Annotated in this window: 14 protein-coding genes; 8 read left to right on the plus strand and 6 right to left on the minus strand. The window is 32.7% G+C overall.

The genetic code is table 11. The features are described from left to right. Positions 1-46: 46 nt before the first annotated feature. The 4 genes from L3X37_RS10785 to lacZ all read right to left on the minus strand — a co-directional run bounded on the left by L3X37_RS10785 (position 47) and on the right by lacZ (position 7,216). A complete protein-coding gene (locus L3X37_RS10785; protein ID WP_237240182.1) occupies positions 47-1,372 on the minus strand; it encodes a saccharopine dehydrogenase C-terminal domain-containing protein in 1,326 nt (441 codons plus the stop codon). A gap of 24 nt (positions 1,373-1,396) precedes the next feature. Beyond that, a complete protein-coding gene (locus tag L3X37_RS10790) occupies positions 1,397-2,845 on the minus strand; it encodes a tagaturonate reductase (protein WP_237240183.1) in 1,449 nt (482 codons plus the stop codon). Positions 2,846-3,027: 182 nt separating this feature from the next. Continuing rightward, positions 3,028-4,035, minus strand: coding sequence for a zinc-binding alcohol dehydrogenase family protein (locus L3X37_RS10795; protein WP_237240184.1), 1,008 nt, complete (start codon positions 4,033-4,035; stop codon positions 3,028-3,030). A gap of 43 nt (positions 4,036-4,078) precedes the next feature. After that, the gene (gene lacZ / locus L3X37_RS10800) at positions 4,079-7,216 is read right to left on the minus strand and encodes a beta-galactosidase, LacZ type (protein WP_237240185.1); all 3,138 of its coding nucleotides are present in this window, start codon (positions 7,214-7,216) and stop codon (positions 4,079-4,081) included. 226 nt (positions 7,217-7,442) lie between these two features. On the opposite strand from lacZ, the gene L3X37_RS10805 reads away from it, so the two are divergent. Further along, positions 7,443-9,107: a glycoside hydrolase family protein gene (locus tag L3X37_RS10805; protein WP_237240186.1), complete on the plus strand. Its 1,665-nt coding sequence runs from the start codon at positions 7,443-7,445 to the stop codon at positions 9,105-9,107. 29 nt (positions 9,108-9,136) lie between these two features. Further along, positions 9,137-10,042 carry an alkaline phosphatase family protein gene (locus L3X37_RS10810; protein ID WP_237240187.1) on the plus strand — a complete coding sequence of 302 codons (906 nt, stop codon included), beginning with the start codon at positions 9,137-9,139 and terminating at the stop codon, positions 10,040-10,042. A 484-nt stretch (positions 10,043-10,526) separates the two neighbouring features. Here L3X37_RS10810 and L3X37_RS10815 read toward each other — a convergent pair whose 3' ends face one another. Further along, positions 10,527-12,215: an ATP-binding protein gene (locus L3X37_RS10815; RefSeq protein WP_237240188.1), complete on the minus strand. Its 1,689-nt coding sequence runs from the start codon at positions 12,213-12,215 to the stop codon at positions 10,527-10,529. Positions 12,216-12,910: 695 nt separating this feature from the next. On the opposite strand from L3X37_RS10815, the gene L3X37_RS10820 reads away from it, so the two are divergent. Continuing rightward, complete coding sequence (locus L3X37_RS10820; protein ID WP_237240189.1) at positions 12,911-14,557, plus strand: solute:sodium symporter family transporter; 1,647 nt, start codon at positions 12,911-12,913, stop codon at positions 14,555-14,557. A gap of 42 nt (positions 14,558-14,599) precedes the next feature. On the opposite strand, the gene L3X37_RS10825 is transcribed toward L3X37_RS10820, so the two are convergent. After that, the gene (locus L3X37_RS10825) at positions 14,600-15,277 is read right to left on the minus strand and encodes an NUDIX hydrolase (protein ID WP_237240190.1); all 678 of its coding nucleotides are present in this window, start codon (positions 15,275-15,277) and stop codon (positions 14,600-14,602) included. A 94-nt stretch (positions 15,278-15,371) separates the two neighbouring features. On the opposite strand from L3X37_RS10825, the gene L3X37_RS10830 reads away from it, so the two are divergent. The 5 genes from L3X37_RS10830 (at position 15,372) to L3X37_RS10850 (ending at position 20,333) form a co-directional block, all read left to right on the plus strand. Beyond that, the gene (locus L3X37_RS10830; RefSeq protein WP_237240191.1) at positions 15,372-16,205 is read left to right on the plus strand and encodes an SDR family oxidoreductase; all 834 of its coding nucleotides are present in this window, start codon (positions 15,372-15,374) and stop codon (positions 16,203-16,205) included. A gap of 20 nt (positions 16,206-16,225) precedes the next feature. Beyond that, on the plus strand, positions 16,226-17,401 hold the full coding sequence (uxuA, locus tag L3X37_RS10835; protein WP_237240192.1) for a mannonate dehydratase: 1,176 nt from the start codon (positions 16,226-16,228) through the stop codon (positions 17,399-17,401). A gap of 21 nt (positions 17,402-17,422) precedes the next feature. Continuing rightward, positions 17,423-18,265, plus strand: a complete 843-nt coding sequence (kduI, locus tag L3X37_RS10840) for a 5-dehydro-4-deoxy-D-glucuronate isomerase (protein WP_237240193.1) — start codon at positions 17,423-17,425, stop codon at positions 18,263-18,265. 3 nt (positions 18,266-18,268) lie between these two features. Continuing rightward, positions 18,269-19,063, plus strand: coding sequence for a gluconate 5-dehydrogenase (locus L3X37_RS10845; RefSeq protein WP_237240194.1), 795 nt, complete (start codon positions 18,269-18,271; stop codon positions 19,061-19,063). 91 nt (positions 19,064-19,154) lie between these two features. Further along, positions 19,155-20,333, plus strand: coding sequence for a BT3233 family polysaccharide utilization protein (locus tag L3X37_RS10850; protein ID WP_237240195.1), 1,179 nt, complete (start codon positions 19,155-19,157; stop codon positions 20,331-20,333). Positions 20,334-20,339 lie beyond the last annotated feature (6 nt).

Consider the following 20,339-nt stretch of genomic DNA (forward strand, 5'->3'; position numbering starts at 1 on the left):
CTGCAAATAAAGGAAGTACAGAATATTTTATGACCTCTTATAGATTTTAGCCTAGAATTACGTCCTCAATTTGTTCATTCATAGAAATCCCTAAAGCCTTCAATTCTTTTAATATTGGAGCATAAATAGATTTCTTAATTGGAATATGTACTCCAGTATCTGTAATTTTTTCTTCTAGAATTAATTTAACACCAATAGCTGCTGGCAAAGCTACAGTTCTGGCTATAGATGTATAATCTTTATTTCCATAATCTAATAACCTAGAAACTATGGTTTCTTTATCACCATTGGATTTAGTAATCTTAAATATATGCTGCATAATCACCATATCTCTTTCTGTCTTCCCTAGCATCATTTTTTCTACCATCAAATCAGACACTAAGTCAAAAGCTGATCCTTTTTCTAAATGTACTGGAGTTGTATCTAAAACCCCTAACCATTCTATAGCTTTTAGCCCAGAATTACTATCATCAATTTTAAATTTATCTTTTATTTCCTGCTTTAAACTTTTCACATCAAACCCATTTAGATTGGCGGTTATTTCTGCAAAGGTTTTTCCTTTTAAATTCAATTTGGCATAAGTTGTAAGTTTTAGTTCTTTTAACAAATCTAAAGCTTCACACCAATTTTTATACCTAAACGTGCCTCTATACATTGTTTTCACTTCAGGAATGTCGTAAATAGATATATACTCTAAAGAATCACGATTTGGATAAACCTCCATATTACCTATATTTGGAAAGTTTATTTTCAATGGATTTTTAAACAAACCTGAAGTTTCAATTTTAACTACTTTCCCGTTTTTAAGAAATTGGGCATCATTGTTACTTGCCATTACAACCCCTTTAGGCGACCAAGAAAATTTGTATTTAAACGGATTATTACTTGCTTCAGGAGCACACAAAGCTCCACAAAGCGAATAGAATTCATTAACACTACCACCTTCGCCATGAACCCTATCAATTATTTCCATAGCGGTCATATGATCAAATCCAGGGTCAACACCCAATTCATTTAATATAATTACTCCAGCTTCTTTAGCATCTTTATCTAAATCTTTCATTTCTTTAGAGACATAAGATGTAGTTAACATATTTGTTTTATTAAAAATACATCTTTTTGCTACCATAACATGGTGTATGTAAGGTAATAGGCTAACAACCAAATCATGATTAATAATCAAATCATTCAAGATATCATCTTGACCAACACTCCATGCAACAGCACTCCCATTAGAGTAACCGTCTAAAACTTTTTCAGCCTTTTCTTTTGTCCTGCTTGCAAGTGTTACTTCAACATTATTATCGAGCAAGTAATGCACAATAGGCTTAACTATCATACCTGCTCCCAATATCAATACTTTTTTTTTCATCAATATAATTTCAATTTATTATTTCTACTTTATACTATTTCTTATTAAAGATTCAAGAGATTTGTGTATTCCATCATTTATGATATGTTCTAGGCCAGTAGTGACCGCTTTTTGAAGTCCATCAACCTTTGTTAAATCCATTCCCCAAAATTCAACATTTCCAAGTGTAGCCTTAACTATTGTTGGAATATGTCCTTTATCCCATTGTAACTTAAAGAAATCCAAAACAGATTGAGTGTCTTTTAACAGAATAATTTCATTGTTTCTTTCGCCCTTATAGAATGCAATTAATGCCGATAACGAAAACAATAACCTATTAGGCAGTTCTCCATTTCGTTTAATATACTCAAGAATAGTGGGTAGTACTCTTGTTTTAAATTTAGAGATAGAATTCAACGATATACTCATTAATTCATGTTCTAGGTATGGGTTTAGAAAACGATCCAATACGTCATTTGCAAACTGAATGAGTTCAGCTTTTGGTAAATCCAGTGTTGGGCAAATCTCTTCAAAAATGGCCTCTTTTAAAAATTTGCCAACGACATGATCTTCTATTGACTCTCGAACCTTATCGATCCCATATAAATAAGCTACAGGAACAAGTGCTGTATGGGCACCATTCAAGACACGTACCTTTTGCGTTCTATAAGGTTCCATATTATCAGTAAAAATAATATTCAAACCACAAGTTTCTGCTGGAATTTCCTCTTTTATAGATTCTGGACCTTCTATTACCCATAAATGAAACTGCTCCCCTTCAACTACCAAATTATCCTTATAACCCAATTCTGTTGTTATATTTTCTATGTTATCCTTTGGGTATCCAGGAACAATTCTATCTACCAATGTATTGCAAAAAATACTATTGGTCTCTATCCAATCTACGAAATCGAGTCCTAGATTCCAATCGCAGGCGTATTGCAACACGATTTTCTTTAAGTTATCACCATTTCTATCAATAAGTTCACATGGGATAATAATCAATCCTTTGTCTGGAGCTCCATTAAAAGCTTGAAATCTTTTATATAATAAAGCGGTTAATTTTCCAGGAAAACTTTCTTGAGGAGCATCGTCCAATTTATCGTTTGCATTATAAGCTATTCCAGCCTCAGTAGTATTGGATATCACAAAACGAAGGTCTGGGTTTTCGGCAAGTAACAAATAAGCATTATAATCTTGATATGGATTAATACCTCTTTGGATACAATCTATAATTTCATGTTCGCTAATAGCCCTTCCATTTTTAAGTCCATAAAGACACAATGTATATAATCCTTCCTGATTGTTTAAAGGTTCTATCGATCCTTGCTTTGTGGGTTTTACTACTACTACTCCAGAATCAAAATTTGCTTTATGATTCATTTCATTAATCATCCAATTTGCAAAACCTCTTAAAAAATTCCCTGAGCCAAATTGTAAAACTCTTTCTGTATAAGGTTTAGTAGATGGTATGCTTCTATTTAATAAATTCATTTTTGAAATATTATTTATTGAACTCATCTTGACTTTTTCTATTTCCTGAAAAATGGTCTAAATTCCTTCATATTTTGTTGCTTTTTTCGTCCGTAGCAATGCTATGTTTTTATAAAAATGCCTAATCTGAAGAAATTTTGTATCCTTTTAGGTGTAAAAACAAAAAGTCAAGAATGAGTTTATTAAAAATCTACAGTAGCTTTTATAACGCCTGTTTCTGGTTTTAACCAACTGTCAAAATGGTCTATCATTTCTGTAAATGAAACATTGTGAGTAATAAACGAATCTGTTGGAAATTGATCCAACACACCAATAACATACTCAAAATCTTCAACAGTGGCATTACGACTACACATTAAGGTCATTTCCTTTGCATGTATTTTAGGATGAGTATAGGTCAATTCTCCTTTAGATAGACCTACTAACACAAATCGGCCTCCATGAGACATATAATCAGGGCATGCCTGTAATGCAAACTTATTCCCTGAAGCATCAAACACCGCCGTACATAAATCGCCATTAGTTATCTCAGAAACCTCATTAACTGCATTTTCTCCTGCCTCAACAATATATTCAACTCCTATTTTCTCTTTAGCATATTCCAACCGTTGCTTATTCATATCAATAGCAATAACTTTTGCACCTGCAATTTGTGCTAACTTCATAATACCTATTCCTATGGGGCCACACCCCACTACAGCTAAGGTCTCCCCTACTTTTATACCTGCCCTTCTTATAGCATGTGCCCCAATAGCTAAGGGTTCTACTATAGCCATCTGGTTGTCTGACAAATTATTAGCTGGTAACAGGATATTGGATGGTACAGTAATTTGTTCTTGCATACCTCCATCTCCATGCACACCTAAAACCGTTATATTTGTACAGCAATTAGTTTTTCCACTTTTACAGGCAATACATTTGCCACAACTCACGTAAGGCATTACAACGACTTTATCTCCTTTTTTAATACCCTTGGGGTTTTTACCTATTTCTAAAACTTCAGATGCCAATTCGTGTCCCAAAATTCTAGGATATGTAAAAAACGCTTGGTTACCGGCATAGGCATGTAAATCTGTACCGCAGATGCCGACTTTTTTAATCTGCAACAATGCTTCGTTTTCGTTTCTGGTTGGTATTGCTTTTTCTTTTAAGACAAATTTACCTGGCTTTTCACAAACTATATACTTCATTTAAGTCTATTTATTATTTTATATAATTTAACATAAAGAGTGCTTAATCTTTTTGAGGGACAACCCAATAAGAATAACTATAGGACTTAAATGGTAATCTATATTTTTCTAAAGGTAATGCTCCCCAACTGTTAATACTACCCAATCCTTGTTGAAATCCATCTATATTAACATAAACGTCATCCCTAGCAATGAGTTCTCCAGCATGCTTTTGACCTTTTTCACTTCCAGAATCCAAGTCATCAACACTGTAATTTAAAGCTGAAATATTGAGAAACTTCTCTCCAAAAAGTTTTAAGGAAACCCCATCATTTGTTAGTATTTTCATCCAACGAACACCCCCTCTATTCCCGTTTTCTTGAGGTCTTATATAAGGAAAATAAAGATCCGAAATAGAACTTGAATACAGCCCTACTTTAGCCGCATGCTGCCTATCGGCGTAAGATTCGAATGGTCCTTTACCATACCATTCAACATTTTTAAATTCGCTAGATAATATCCATTCGTTACCAAATTTAAACATGTTCGCATGGTCTCCCTTTAATGCTTCAAAATTATTGGAGATGTTAATTGTGCCATTTCCATAAATTGTATAAACTTGCCTAAAAATGGCATCCCCTCCAAACAACTCCTTGGTACTAGAAACAACTACTTTAGTTTTTGATTTTTCTTTAATAATTACTTGAGCTATTTCATTTTTTCCAGCCGTTTTCCATTCGGCATATCTTTTTTGCAACTTTGCCCCATAATCATTATCATTGGGTGCTCTCCAAAAATTTACTATTCCACCTTTTTCTATTAAAGATTTTCCGTTAAAAATATAAGACGATAATGTTCCTGAGGCTTTATCTAATGAAATTTCAAAATCAAAGCCTTTGATAGTAACGTCTTTTGAGGTTTCATCAAGTTCTAAACTGGGTAGATTATTGGGCTCGTTAAACACAAACTCTACATCATTTATTTGAAATTGCTCATAACCAATTTCAAAACCTGATTCTAATAACGGTTCTGTTTCTTTCAATACAACTTTTAGATTCAAAAAATATTCTACTCCTACGTTAAAATCTTTTTTAAATGGAATTAAAAGCGTAGCCGTTTTTTGAGGTTGACAATTTATACTATCAATGCTTCCAGAGTCAACCACCAAACCATTACCTATAACCTCCCAATTTAATTTATAATTAGATAAATCCCTAAAAAAATACCAGTTCTTGATATCAATTAACCCTTTACTGATGTCATTTTCATAAAACTTGATATTTTGATGGATGTGCTTAACTTCATTTATATGAGGATTTGGTTTTCTGTCAGGCTGTACCAATCCATTATTCAAGAAATTGTTATCACTAGGCACATTTTCTGGACCAAAATCACCACCATAGGCAAAAATCGTCTTACCATTTTTTTCTGTCTTGATTCCTTGATCTACATAATCCCAAATAAATCCCCCTTGTAGCTTATCATATTTTTCGAATAAGTTCCAATATTCTTTAAAACCACCAATACTATTCCCCATAGCGTGGGCATACTCACATTGAATCAAGGATCTATTATCTTCTTCAGAAGTTGCATATTTTTCACAATAATCGGGAGTAACATACATGGGCACATACAAATCCGTATTCCACTCCAAACCTGACCTTTCATACTGTACCGGCCTAGTACTATCCAGTTTCTTGGCCAATAAATAAGTATTATAAAAATTATATCCATTTCCTGCCTCATTACCTAAAGACCAAATAACAATTGATGGGTGATTTTTATCACGCAAAACCATTCTTTCTGTACGATCCATATGCGCCTTTAACCATTTGGGGTTATTTGCCAGCGTTTTAGTAAGATCATATCCCATTCCATGGGATTCTATATTAGCTTCATCTATAACATAAATGCCATATTGATCACACAGCTCATACCAGTAAGGGTCATTTGGATAATGACAAGTTCTAACCGCATTAATATTATACTTTTTAAATATTTGGATATCCTTAAGCATGTCTTCTTTTGAAACCACATGCCCAGTCTCAGGATCTGTCTCATGCCTATTAACACCTTTAAAGAGTATGGGTTTACCATTTAACAAATACCTGCCATTAACAACCTCAGAACTGCGGAACCCAATTTTTCTTGAAATTACTTCTTTAATATAACCTGATTTATCTTTTAGAATTATATTTAAAGTATAAAGATTTGGTGCTTCTGCCGACCACCTTTTTACCTTTGGAACAACCGTTTTAAAATTTATAACAGCTAACGTATTAGAATTGAATTCAACTTTCTTATTCGAATGAACCATAGTTTTATCCATATCTAGTAGTTCAATTTCAACTGTTCCTTTATATTTTTTTCCAATTGTATTTGAAACATTGACTTGTAATTCAAAGTCACCATCAATATATTGGTTAATCAACCCTGATTTTATCGTAAAATCTGAAATATGAACTTTTGGTCTGGCATATAAATAAACATCCCTTTCGATGCCAGATATGCGCCAAAAATCTTGACACTCGAGATAACTACCATCACTCCAACGATATACCTCTAATGCTATGGTGTTTTTTCCAGGTTTAACAAAGTTTGTTAAATTAAACTCAGCTGGTAATTTTGAACCTTGACTATATCCTACTTTTTTACCATTCACCCATATGTAAAAAGCTGATTTAACTGCTCCCAAGTGAATAAATATTTCTTTATTGTTCCAATGAGATGGCAACTCAAAATTTCTTTTGTAAGATCCTACAGGATTATCCCCATCTGGAATGTCTGGAGGATTAGGGTTATTAACCGCAAAAGGATATGTTGTGTTGGTATAAATAGGAATACCATATCCTTCAATCTCCCAATTGGAAGGCACTTTAATGTCGTCCCAATTGCTTACATCAAAATCTTCTAAATAAAAATTTTCTGGTCTTAATTCAGGAGATTTAACCCAATTAAATTTCCATATACCATTTAACAACAAATAATTATCAGCACTTTCCAGTTCATTTTTTAAGACCTTCTCTTTTGAACTGAATGGAAAAAAAGACGCCCTAGGCGGCAATTTGTTTTCTGATATAACATCTGGATTTTCAATTATAGGATCTAAAGTTTGAGACATCGCGACGTTAAACAACAACCATATAATTACAGTGATTTTATTTAATGTGTTCATTAAAGAGTCTTTATTAAGTGATTTCATTCATTAAATCATACCGATATTTAATAAGCTTTAAGTATCTTAAAAACTGTAGTAGCTATTTAGGGCACAATATAAGTAATATACGCTGTAAATTAAATATTTTTTCATACTTAAATAATATTTTTATATTTGAAACTCTGTTGGCTGCGAAAGAATAAATTAACTATTTATTACATTCTTGCTTTTATGATTGCAGTACCTTGTAGTTTCATATAAATTAATAAAAATGAAGTTAATATTTAAATTATTCCCTGTTTTAATATTTGGCATAATACATATTGGGGCCATTGCCCAAATCAAAGAAAGAGAACGTCCAAAATCATGGGATAGTTTAGTATTTGGCGGACGATTTATGGATCGTTTCCTGCCCATACCAGTTCAAGGAACTTTAACTTATGATACCTGGGGTGCTAAAGATGTAATTCCAAGGTATATAAATAATGGTATAGAAGACAGTATTAATTCCTATTGGGGAGGAAAGGCCGTATTAGGAAAGGATAGCAAATATCACCTTTTTGTCTGTGGATGGTCAGAAAATTCACCGAAAGGACACATGTATTGGAGTAAATCCACTGTTTTTCATACTGTATCAGAAAACTCATTTGGCCCCTATAAAATAAAGGATACTATTGGACATGGACACAACCCTGAAGTTTTTCAACTTAAAGACGGGAGGTATATGATTTATGTTATTGATGGTCATTACATTTCCAATTCTCTTGATGGTCCTTGGGAATATGGAAAGTTTGAATTTGACAATCGTGATCGAAAAATAATAGAAGGACTTAGTAATTTATCGTTTGCCAAAAGAGAAGATGGTTCAATTATTATGGTGTGCCGAGGTGGAGGCATTTGGTTTAGTAAAACTGGTATATCACCCTATAATCAAGTTACAGAAACAAGGGTTTACCCTCCTGTTGAAGGAGAGTTTGAAGATCCAGTAATTTGGAAAACTAACGTTCAATACCATATGATAGTAAACGATTGGTTAGGAAGAATCGCCTTTAGTTTACGATCGAAGGATGGCGTAAATTGGAAAGTAGATCCAGGTGAAGCTTATGCGCCTGGTATTAGCAATTATGAAGATGGTACCCAAGAAAAATGGTTTAAATATGAAAGAATTAAAATGTTACAAGATAAATATGGCAGAGCTACGCAGGCACATTTCGCCGTTATAGACACTGTTAAGTGGAATGATTTACAGAACGACAACCACAGCTCTAAACACATTATAATCCCACTAACCAAAGGAAAATTAGCCACCATATTAAATAAAAAGAAAATTACAGCTAAAACAAAAACCATCACAGTTAAAATTGAAGCTGAAAATGATTTTAACCCACACACCGATATTGATTTTAATTCTTTAAAATTTGGAGCTACAGAACAGGTAAACTTTGGCAGAGGTTCTAAAGTGGTAAAAACCGAAAAATTCGGAAACGACATCATCATTACCTTTGAAGGTAAGGGTAACGGTCTTACCAATGACAATTTTGTCGCTAAAATAATAGGTAAAACCACAGACAATAAGCTTTTATTTTCCTACGCCCGTCTGCCCGAAATAAATTATATTGAACCCATTCTGTCTGCAAGGATGCCAAAAATAACAAAAAGCGCAGAAGGTTATGACATAAGTGTTGAAATTGAAAATTTTGGGCAGGTAGACTCTCAAATTTCAAAATTGAAGTTGGTCTACCTAGACAATAACATTGAAACATTTTTGGTATCTGCCAAAGTTCCTAAATTAAAACCCTTTGAAAAAACAATCATACACTTAAAATATAAAGGTAAAATGTTTATAGGGAAAGAAACACTTCCTCTTAAGGTAATAATAAACCCTAAAAACAAAGTTCCATCAATATTACATAGTAATATTTCACTTTCGGAATAACAGATTTAATAACACCTTAAAAACATACTATGAATTTAAATCAAAAATACCTTAGCCTATTACTCCTTATCTTTTCGATAGCAAGTTTCAGTCAGAATAAAAAAGTCCTTTTAATTGGAATTGACGGACTTCAATATAGCGAAATTGAAAAGGCCAAAACATCTAATATTGATGAATTTATTATAAAGAGAGGCTTTGCTGGTGGGATAAAGGGAGAAGCATCGGAACAGGCAACTTCAAGTGGACCGGGATGGATTACATTGCTAACAGGTGTGTGGAACGACCAACATGGTATAACTAGTAATGATGGTAGCAAGTTAAGTAAAGCACCAAGTATATTTAGCTTTATTAAAGACCACAATAAAGATGCAAACCTAGTAAGCATAAGTACTTGGAAAGAAATTAATTTAATTTTAAAAAACGATCTGTACAAAACAAATTTTGCCACAGTTGGAGGAACCGATTTTTTATCGACCGAATTAATGGTCAATCAAATTACAGATTACGCTCCAGATTTTAGCTTTGTACATCTTGACGATGTAGACCATATTGGGCACTCATATGGCTTTGGAAATGCTTATACTGAAGTTGTTGAATATATTGATTCTTTAGTCGGCGATATTATGAAGGCTGTAAGCCTTCGTAGAAAAAAACATCACGAAGATTGGCTAGTAATTATCGTTACCGATCATGGTAGGGACAGTAAAGGGTTTTCACATGGCGAGCAAAAAGTGAACCAGAAAACAATTTTTATTGGGATGAACAAAGAAGGAAATGATTATTTTATGAATAGCGATGATGGCAAAACTCTAAAGACCTTAAAAGAAGTAGAAGCCCTAATTCCACAAACTGCTGTGGTTCCCACAATTTTAAAACATTTGGGTGTCCCTATCAATCCCAACTGGAAATTAGACGGAAAGCCATTAATTGATTAACCCTTTATTGTATTTCTGCATTTCTTGGGTTATAATCTCATAACCTTAGAATGAATACATGATAGGGCAAAAAAAATCTGCATACCATATCTGCGCAGCTATTTCGTTTATAACGAAACAAATATGGTTGCAAAACAGCTAAAATAGAGTTTAGCCAAAACACCTAATATTGATGAATTCATTATAAAAAGAGACTTTCACTGGTCAGATTAAACGGCAAAGTCGTTCAAGTGGCTTAGGTTGGATTACACTGCTAACAGTCGTGTGGAACGACTAACATGTCAAACAAGTAACGCTGGCAGTAAATTAAACAAAGTACCAAGTGTTTTTAGTTTCATAAAAGGGCAAGTTCAGTAAAAATATTTGAAATTGGTAAACTGTCCAAAAGAAACAAAAGGTAAATATTAATCATTTCATTACCGGACAAACTATTATTACAATTAGGCCTTGGCATGTTGGAATTTTTAAAAAGAGTCCTTATATATTATCCATTATTCACGTTTAATAATTCTTCAATTTGTCCCAAAAGATCATTTGGCTCAAAAGGTTTAAATACAAAACCGTTCATCCCACTATGATAAATTTTATTTTTAACTTCCATAAATACAGATGCTGATAAGGCTAAAATTGGAATGTTGGTATTAAACGCTCTTATTTTTTGTGATGCTAAATAACCATCCATTACAGGCATTTGAATATCCATCAACACCAAATCATAATTATTTTCACTAACCTTATTTACAGCCTGTAACCCATCACACGCCACATCAACATTTAAATTTGCCTTTTCCAATATTTGCTTGCCAACCATTACATTTATTTCGTTATCTTCTACAAGCAAGATATGTTGTTTCTTAAAATCGTATTTACGGTTTTGTTTGTGTTCATTCTCTTTAGACTCATCTTCAGAAACAATATCTAAATCCAGTTCAAAATAAAATCTGCTTCCCACACCCACTTCGCTTTCTAATTGAATTTGAGACCCCATGGTTTCAACTATACTTTTCACTATTGGCAAACCTAACCCCGTACCTCCATATAATCTATTAGTATTTTGAGAGGCTTGTGTAAAAGCTTCCCAAATTTTATCTTGAGCCTCTGACTCTATACCAATACCTGTATCTATTATTTCTGTTAATAATCTTATCTTTGACTTACTTTGTGATAGTTTATCAATACGCAACGTTACGCTGCCTTGTTCGGTAAACTTAACAGCATTAGAAACTAAATTGTTTAATATTTGATTGAACCTTATAATGTCCAACCAAACTAATGGCAACTTTTTTTCAATTTCTAAGTTAAAACTTATCCCTTTCCTTAAACATATGGCCTCATGTATTTTTTTAATTTGCTTTACAGATATAACTATGTCTGTAGAAATAGGATCCAAATCAATATTTGAAGACTCCATTTTACTAAAATCCAATACATTATTAATAAGATTCAATAATATTTTGCCCGAATAATTTAATGCCTCAATATTTTCCCTTTGATCCGGGCGTGGATTAGAAACCCCTAAAATATGTGATAGTCCTATTACGGCATTTAATGGCGTCCGAATTTCATGGCTCATAGTACTCAGAAACCTTGATTTCGAATTTGATGCTTCTATAGCTTCTTCCCTTTTATGATATAGCTTTTGATAATATCTTATGTTTAAAAATGAGAAATGAAGAAGCTCGTAACCTATCAAAATTATGGTACTTAAAATAGAAATGGGGTAAACAAAACTAGATGCTATATTAACATCCACTTTAGTCACAGTAAATAAGTTAAAGTTGGTAGCATAAAGCCCCACCCAAAACACAACTGATAGAATTGAAAATACGGTTATATATATTTTTTCTCTTCTAAAGGAAAACATTAAAAATGGTAGCCCCATCGCAAAAATCAATATAAATTCTACGCTCCCAGGCTTTCCTACAAAAGATGATGTAACTGATACCCCAAAAATAAAAGTCATCATATATAATATTCTGGCTATGGTAATTTGCTTTTTTGCTAATAAAGCAGAAATAATAAAAATTAATACCATTACACCGATGTAATTGGATAATTGTAACATTCCTATTTTGTAGACAACGAAGCACCAAATTAATGCTAAAATGGCAGTAAACAACGAAATGGCTGAAACTAGCTTAATACGTCTCTGGGAGAACTCAGAATCTGACATAAATTTAATCAATTTGAGATAAATTTATACTTTTTTTATAATTTCTTTTGTTTTTCTTCTATTTATTTTTACCATATAATACCAATTTACTTATAAAATGACTCATATAAAGTGTTTTTATAATGATGATTTCCAGTAATAGACATACTCTCATTTATGGTAAATTCGACACGTTTTGACATAAGTAAATATACAAAATACATACGTCATTTTATAAGTAAATTGGTATAAAACTCCCTTTGAAGTAGAGCAAGAATTTTATCAATTTAAATATGTAGCATTAGGTCTTAGAAAATTTGTCTGACTTTTTGTTGCAAGTCCAAAAGAGCAGCTTCCTCCAAATAAATACATGCAAGGGGTTCTCTTTTGAAAAACAATAAAATAAGGAGTTAAACCAATAAAATGGTTAAATTTAGGGTGCTTAAAATTTATTTGGGATAGGATTGATAAAACAGTTAAATATAGCGAATAAATATAATGAACAATCTTATCCAAAATTAGAAAGTTATTTTTAATAAATTAAATCTAACTAATGGTATTTTGCACCATGTCTTTATAACAATTAATACATCATTTTAATAATATCATGTGCATTTTTTTATTTGAGTCTTTTCTTTTTTTACTATATTTCACGACAGAATAAAGTTGAATTTTAACAAAACAACTTACAATAACTAACTAAATCTACATTAAGCATGCAATTTTTAACATTTATTGGGTTTACAGCATTAGTTGCTATCATATCATATTTAGCCACAAGAAGAACTAACGAATCTTCATCAGATGGTTATTTTTTAGGAGGAAGAAGCTTAACTGCTGGAGTAATTGCAGGTTCATTATTGCTCACCAATTTATCAACAGAGCAAATTGTTGGCTTAAATGGTTCTGCTTACCAAAGTGGTTTGTCTGTTATGGTTTGGGAAACACTTGCTGCAATTGCTATGGTAGTTACAGCTATGTTTTTATTGCCAAGATATTTAAAAGGTGGATTAACTACTATTCCAGGGTTTTTAGCAAAACGATTTGATGTAACAACAAAAACGTTAACATCAGTATTATTTCTTTCAGGATATGTGGTAGTGTTGTTGCCTATAATTTTATATTCAGGTTCTTTGGCAATTAGTGGTATGTTTAATGTGCCAGAATTGCTTGGAGTTACGCATACACAATCTATATGGATTTGTGTTTGGGGAATTGGTATTGTTGGGTCAATTTATGCCGTTTTTGGAGGATTAAAGGCAGTTGCAGTTTCAGATTCTATTAATGCTATCGGGTTGTTAGTTGGCGGAATTTTAATTCCAATTTTTGGTTTAATGATGATTGGAGATGGAAGTGTTTTAGACGGATTGTCAACTTTAACAGCAGAAAATCCAGATAAGTTTAAATCGATGGGAGGGCCAACTGATCCTGTACCTTTTTACACCATTTTTACAGGTATGATGCTAGTGCAATTGTTTTATTGGGGAACCAATCAGCAAATTATTCAGCGCGCATTAGGTGCTAAAGATTTAAAAGAAGGACAAAAAGGTTTATTGTTAGCATCGTTTATAAAAATACTAGGTCCTATAATCGTTGTATTACCGGGTTTAATAGCTTTTCATCTTTTTGAAGGAAATTTAGAAACTGCTGATAGTGCTTATCCTATGTTAGTTAAAAAAGTTCTACCAAATGCATGGGTTGGTTTTTTTGCAGCAGTTTTATTTGGTGCAATTTTGAGCTCTTTTAACAGTGTTTTAAATAGTTCGGTAACCTTATTTGGTATAGATGTTTATAAACAACATTTTAATAAGGAAGCTGATGAAAAAACAGTAGTTAAATACGGTAAAGTATTTGGAATTATTTTAGCCATAGCAGCTATGTTTATTGCGCCTTTAATTGCTAATGCCGGAAGTCTTTTTGCTTACTTACAAGAAATTAATGGAATATATAGCATACCAATACTTACTATTATTGTAGTTGGTTATTTAACTAAACGTGTACCAGCCATAGCGGCTAAAATAGGTTTAGCATCAGGTTGTTTGCTTTATATTATTAGTCAATTTATTATGCAGCCGTACTTTGTAGATAAAGCACTAGCACAAGCAAAAGCTTCTGGAATTGTAGATGAAGGTGCTTTGGCTCTGATTAAAGCTCAGGCTTATCCGCATTTCCTTGATGTAATGGCTATACTATTCGTTTTAAATGTAATTATTATGCTTGTTATAGGTTTAATAAAACCAAGAAAAGAACCTTTTGTACAAGAATATACTGAGCAAGTAGATATCACCCCTTGGAAATATGTTAAGCAAGCTGGAATTGCTATTTGTATTATCGTTATAGGAGTATATATTTATTTTGCTTAAGTATTTTACAAGAATCACGGTTTGGTAATTTGTGTGTTAAATTTATTTAATTTTTCTAAATAAATAAGGGCCTCCTTTAATGCCTTTTTTTATAATACCAGTGTTTTCAAGCAAATTCATCTGTAAAATTTTTTTCCTAAAGTTTCTTCTATCTAATTTCTTATTTAAGATAGATTCATAAAGGGATTGCATTTCATTAAGCGTAAATGTTTCGGGAAGTAACTCGCCAAAAATTAAATTACTCTTTAAGTTTAGCTTAAGTAAGTTATGAGCATCTATTATAATTTCTAAATGATCAAACCCAATGTTATTTGGAAGCTCATTTAAGCGAAACCATTTAATTTGCGTAACATTCATTTTTTGCTCAATGGGGTGGTTTTCAGGCTTTATTAAGGCATAAAATGATATGGTTATTACCCGTTTTACGGGATGTCTTTTTATGTTTGTATAGGCTTTTACCTGTGAGATGTGAACATTTTCAACTCCAATAAGACAACGTAGAACTTTATGCGCACATTCATCAATGGTTTCATTATCATCCATAATTCCTCCAGGTAGAAGCCATGAATTTTTATATTTACCTACTGTACGTTTAACAAGAAGAATTCTTAAATGTCCTTTCTTAAAACCAAAAAGGCAAATATCTGCGGTAATACTAGATTCATAAGAATCTGGTTGAACCTGTATGCTTTCGAGATATTTATTTTCAACAATTTTCAATTAGAGATTTTTATAAGTGCCAAACTTACTATTTTTTTATATATTTGAAACCGTGTACAAAGTACACAGAATATTTTTAATTTTATATAATCAAATGCAAATAAATAAAACTATTGTAGTTACTGGTGCTGGCGGTGTGCTTTGTAGTACGCTAGCAGAAGCCTTAGCTAAGCAAGGACATAAAATAGCCTTGTTAGATTTAAATAAAACTGCTGCAGTAAAAGTTGCAGACAAAATTAATAAGAGTGGAGGTCTTGCCATTGGAATACAGGCCAATGTTTTAGAAAAAGATTCTCTTATTTCTGCTAAAGAAGAAGTTAATGCTACTTTTGGTAAATGCGATATTCTAATAAATGGAGCAGGAGGAAATCATCCATTAGGAACAACAACTAACCCGTTTTTAGAAGCAGACGATTTGATGAATAAAACAGAAGGTTTTAAAACTTTTTTTGATTTAGATCCAAAAGGAATTCAATTTGTGTTCAACTTAAATTTTATAGGAACACTGTTGCCTACACAAATATTTGCTCAAGACATGGTTGGTAAAAAAGGCTGTAGTATTTTAAATGTGTCTTCAATGAATGCCTTTACACCATTAACAAAAATACCCGCTTATAGTGGGGCTAAGGCAGCAGTGTCTAATTTTACACAATGGTTAGCAGTTCATTTTTCAAAAGTAGGTGTACGAGTTAATGCATTGGCTCCAGGATTTTTCTTAACAGAGCAAAATAGAACCTTATTAACTAATAATGATGGAAGTTTAACCTCTAGAGGTAATCAAATAATTGAACAAACACCTATGGGTAAATTTGGAGAACCAGAAGATTTAGTAGGTACAACATTATGGCTGTGTAGCGAAGGCGCATCATTTGTAACAGGAGTTGTTGTGCCAATCGATGGAGGCTTTAGTGCGTATAGTGGTGTATAAACATATAAAATACGTTTTTAATGGAACAAACATGGCGATGGTACGGACCAAATGATCCCGTATCTTTATCAGATATAAAACAAGCTGGAGCAACGGGTATCGTTTCGGCATTACACCATATTCCTAACGGCGAAGTATGGACAATTCATGAAATTACAAAGAGAAAAGAAATCATAGAACAAGCTGGTTTAATATGGAGCGTTGTTGAAAGTATTCCTGTTCATGAAAACATAAAAACACGCTCTGGTAATTTTAAAACATACATAGAAGCCTACAAACAAAGTATCGAAAACTTAGCAAAATGTGGAGTAAACATTGTATGTTACAATTTTATGCCCGTTTTAGATTGGACACGTACCGATTTAAATTTTGAAGTAGAAGATGGTTCTAGAGCCTTACGTTTTGATGTTAATGCTTTTGCAGCTTTTGAGTTGTTTTTGTTAAAACGACCAGGAGCAGAAGATAATTACACTAAAGATCAAAAAATAAATGCAAAAAAGTATTTTGAAAGCCTTTCTAACAAAAAGAAAACACAACTTGTAAACAATATTATTGCAGGTTTGCCAGGAGCTGAAGAAGGGTACACTCTAGAAGATTTTCAAACTATTCTTGATACTTATAAGGATATTGATGCGCAAAAATTAAAAGAAAATTTGGTGTCATTTTTAAAGGAAATTATTCCTGTGGCTTCAAAAAATAAAGTGTTAATGTGTATTCATCCAGACGATCCGCCATATCCAATACTAGGATTGCCAAGAGTAGTTAGTACCGAGGCAGATTATGCTTATTTGTTTGATAATATACCAGACAGAGCTAATGGTATTACATTTTGCACAGGATCTTTAGGTGTTCGAGCTGATAATAATTTGGTTAATATATTAAAACGATTTTCTAATCGTGTACATTTCCTTCATTTAAGAAGTACAAAACGCGATGAGCAAGGTAATTTTTATGAGGCTAACCATTTAGAAGGTGATGTTGATATGTTTAATATAGTAAAAGAAATCCTGATAGAAGAAAAAAGACGTAAAGCAGAAGGTAGAACAGATTTTGCAATACCAGTAAGACCAGATCATGGGCATCAAATGCTTGATGATTTACATAAAAAAACCAATCCAGGATACTCTGGTATTGGACGATTACGTGGTTTAGCAGAATTGAGAGGGCTAGAATACGGATTAAAACAAACAGTGTAATAATACTAAACGCATTAAAAGATGAAAACAGAATACGAAACACGATATGCTTCAAGTCCAAAAGCTGTAAGAGCTTATGACACTCAGGAACTAAGAGACGAATTTTTAATTGATAATTTAATGCAAGAAGACCAGTTGGTTTTAGTTTACACGCATTATGATAGATATATGGCTGGTTCTGCGGTGCCTGTTGCAGATGCAATTTCATTGGATACTATCGATCCACTCAAATCGTCGTATTTTTTAGAAAGAAGAGAAGTTGGAATTATTAATGTAGGTGGAGATGGTGTTGTTGAAGTAAATGGAGATGTCTATGAACTTACTCTAAAAGATGCACTCTACATTGGTAGCGGAAATGAAAATGTTGCTTTTAAAAGTGTAGATAAAAATAATCCTGCTAAATTTTATTTAAACTCAGCACCAGCTCACAGAAATTACCCAACAAAAAAAGTGAGTAAAGCTGAAGCAAATAAAATTGAATTAGGCTCTTTAGAAACAGCAAATCATCGTACGGTAAATCAAATGATTATAAGTGGTATTGTTGATACATGTCAGCTTCAAATGGGGATGACTGAATTAAAAACTGGCAGCGTTTGGAATACTATGCCCGCACATGTTCATGATAGAAGAATGGAAATTTACTATTATCTGGATATTCCTCAAGATCAAGCGGTATGTCATTTTATGGGACAACCTCAAGAAACAAGACATATTTGGATGCAAAACAATCAAGCTGTAATATCTCCACCATGGTCTATTCATTCAGGGTCTGGAACTTCAAATTATACTTTTATTTGGGGTATGGCTGGTGAAAATTTAGATTATGGCGATATGGATGTTGCAAAAATAACAGAATTAAGATAATTTATGAGTGTTTCATTATTCGATTTAAAAGGCAAAAATGCACTAGTTACAGGGAGTACGCATGGTTTAGGTATGGCTATGGCTAGAGGATTAGGATTGGCAGGTGCAAACATTATTGTGAATGGGAATTCATCACAAGACAAAATAGACAAAGCTGTTACCGAATATAAAAATGAAGGCATAAATGCTGTTGGCTTTAAATTTAATGTAACAAATGAGACAGAAGTCATTGATGCTATTGCAAAAATAGAAGCCGAAGTAGGGCAAATAGATATTTTAATTAATAATGCCGGCATCATCAAGCGCACACCACTCATTGATATGGAAGTTGAAGATTTTAAACAAGTTATTGATGTCGATTTAGTAAGTCCATTTATTGTCTCAAAACATGTTGTACCAGGTATGATTAAGCGTAAAGCTGGTAAAGTGATTAATATTTGCTCTATGATGAGTGAGTTAGGTCGAAACAGTGTTGGTGCTTATGCAGCAGCTAAAGGAGGCCTAAAAATGTTAACTCAAAATATGGCAACTGAATGGGCAAAACATAATATTCAAGTAAACGGTATCGGTCCAGGCTATTTTGCAACATCACAAACTGAGCCTATTAGAGTAGATGGACATCCTTTTAATGATTTTATTGTAAACAGAACGCCTGCGGCAAAATGGGGAGACCCTAACGATTTGGCAGGTGCAGCTATATTTTTATCATCAAAAGCAAGTGATTTTGTAAATGGTCATGTAGTGTATGTTGATGGAGGAATTTTAGCTACAATTGGAAAACCTTCAAACGAAGATTAGTTATGAAATGAGCCATAACTAAGGTTGATACCTACCGAAATGTTTAATGGCGAATTACATCTGACAGATGAAAAAAATAAAATTTAAACAGATGAAAAAAGCAACTTTATTCTCAGTAGCGTGCATCGTTTTATGTTTATTAGGATGTGAAACAGCCAATAAACATATAATCACAATCAATAATAGTTTAGATGAAGCACGTTCATTTGAAACAGTTGAAATAAATGCTTCTGAGTTATCATTAAAAGAAGGCGAAAGTTTTGAAAGCTTTTCGGTGAAGGATTTAAAAACCAATACAATTATATTATCCCAATTTGTAGATAACGATCAAGATGGGAAGATGGATTTGTTATTGTTTCAACCTAAAATTGAAGCTAATAGTTCAAAGCAATATGAACTTGTTGTGGTCAATAAATCTGATAAAGCTAAAATCATTAACTATTGTTATTCAAGGTTTGTTCCCGAAAGAACAGATGATTATGCTTGGGAAAACAATAAGGTGGCTTTTAGAACTTTTGGACCAGTGGCTCAAAAAATGGTTGAAGATTCGGTTAAAGGAGGGACGCTTTCTAGTGGTATTGATGCTTGGTTAAAACGTGTGGAATATCCAATAATTAATAAATGGTATGCCGAAGACCAAAAAGAAAAAGGTGCTTACCATAAAGATAAAGGAGAAGGTTTAGATAATTTTCACGTAGGTGTTTCACGTGGTGTTGGTGGTATTGCTATTAAGTCAGATTCAGTTTATCATTTTTCAAAAAACTTTACAGGTTGGAAAACTATCACAACAGGTCCTATCCGAACGAGTTTTGTTTTAGAATATGAAGATTGGGATGCCAATGGAAAAACCATTTCAGAAACCAAACGTATTTCTTTGGATTATGGTAGTAATTTATCTCGATTTGAAATTGAAATTTCTGGTACAAATTCTATTTCAACAGGATTAACCTTACATAATAAAGATGGAGAAGACACTCAAAACCAGTCTTCAGGATGGGTGTCTTATTGGCAACCTCATGACAATTCTGAATTAGGTACAGGAATCGTTGTTTCTCATGGAAATATGATTTCATCAACTCTATATGATACTGTTTTAAAAGACGAAAGTAATTTGTTTGCAGAAGTTAAAGTAAGTAACAATAAAGCTATTTATTATGCAGGCTTTGGCTGGAAAAAAGCTGGAGATTTTACGTCTAAAGAAAATTGGAATGCTTATTTAGAAAGCTTTTCAAAAAAAATAAATAATCCTTTAATAGTAACTTTGAATTAAGTTCTC

The organism is Wocania arenilitoris (assembly GCF_021728535.1).
Taxonomy (GTDB): Bacteria; Bacteroidota; Bacteroidia; order Flavobacteriales; family Flavobacteriaceae; genus Wocania_A; species Wocania_A arenilitoris.

Excerpts from the sequence above, each read along its gene's own strand:
- L3X37_RS10785 (WP_237240182.1), bottom strand. The coding sequence starts at position 1,372 with ATGAAAAAAAAAGTATTGATATTGGGAGCAGGTATGATAGTTAAGCCT.
- L3X37_RS10790 (WP_237240183.1), bottom strand. The coding sequence starts at position 2,845 with ATGAATTTATTAAATAGAAGCATACCATCTACTAAACCTTATACAGAA.
- L3X37_RS10795 (WP_237240184.1), bottom strand. The coding sequence starts at position 4,035 with ATGAAGTATATAGTTTGTGAAAAGCCAGGTAAATTTGTCTTAAAAGAA.
- lacZ (WP_237240185.1), bottom strand. The coding sequence starts at position 7,216 with ATGAAATCACTTAATAAAGACTCTTTAATGAACACATTAAATAAAATC.
- L3X37_RS10805 (WP_237240186.1), top strand. The coding sequence starts at position 7,443 with ATGAAGTTAATATTTAAATTATTCCCTGTTTTAATATTTGGCATAATA.
- L3X37_RS10810 (WP_237240187.1), top strand. The coding sequence starts at position 9,137 with ATGAATTTAAATCAAAAATACCTTAGCCTATTACTCCTTATCTTTTCG.
- L3X37_RS10815 (WP_237240188.1), bottom strand. The coding sequence starts at position 12,215 with ATGTCAGATTCTGAGTTCTCCCAGAGACGTATTAAGCTAGTTTCAGCC.
- L3X37_RS10820 (WP_237240189.1), top strand. The coding sequence starts at position 12,911 with ATGCAATTTTTAACATTTATTGGGTTTACAGCATTAGTTGCTATCATA.
- L3X37_RS10830 (WP_237240191.1), top strand. The coding sequence starts at position 15,372 with ATGCAAATAAATAAAACTATTGTAGTTACTGGTGCTGGCGGTGTGCTT.
- uxuA (WP_237240192.1), top strand. The coding sequence starts at position 16,226 with ATGGAACAAACATGGCGATGGTACGGACCAAATGATCCCGTATCTTTA.
- kduI (WP_237240193.1), top strand. The coding sequence starts at position 17,423 with ATGAAAACAGAATACGAAACACGATATGCTTCAAGTCCAAAAGCTGTA.
- L3X37_RS10845 (WP_237240194.1), top strand. The coding sequence starts at position 18,269 with ATGAGTGTTTCATTATTCGATTTAAAAGGCAAAAATGCACTAGTTACA.
- L3X37_RS10850 (WP_237240195.1), top strand. The coding sequence starts at position 19,155 with ATGAAAAAAGCAACTTTATTCTCAGTAGCGTGCATCGTTTTATGTTTA.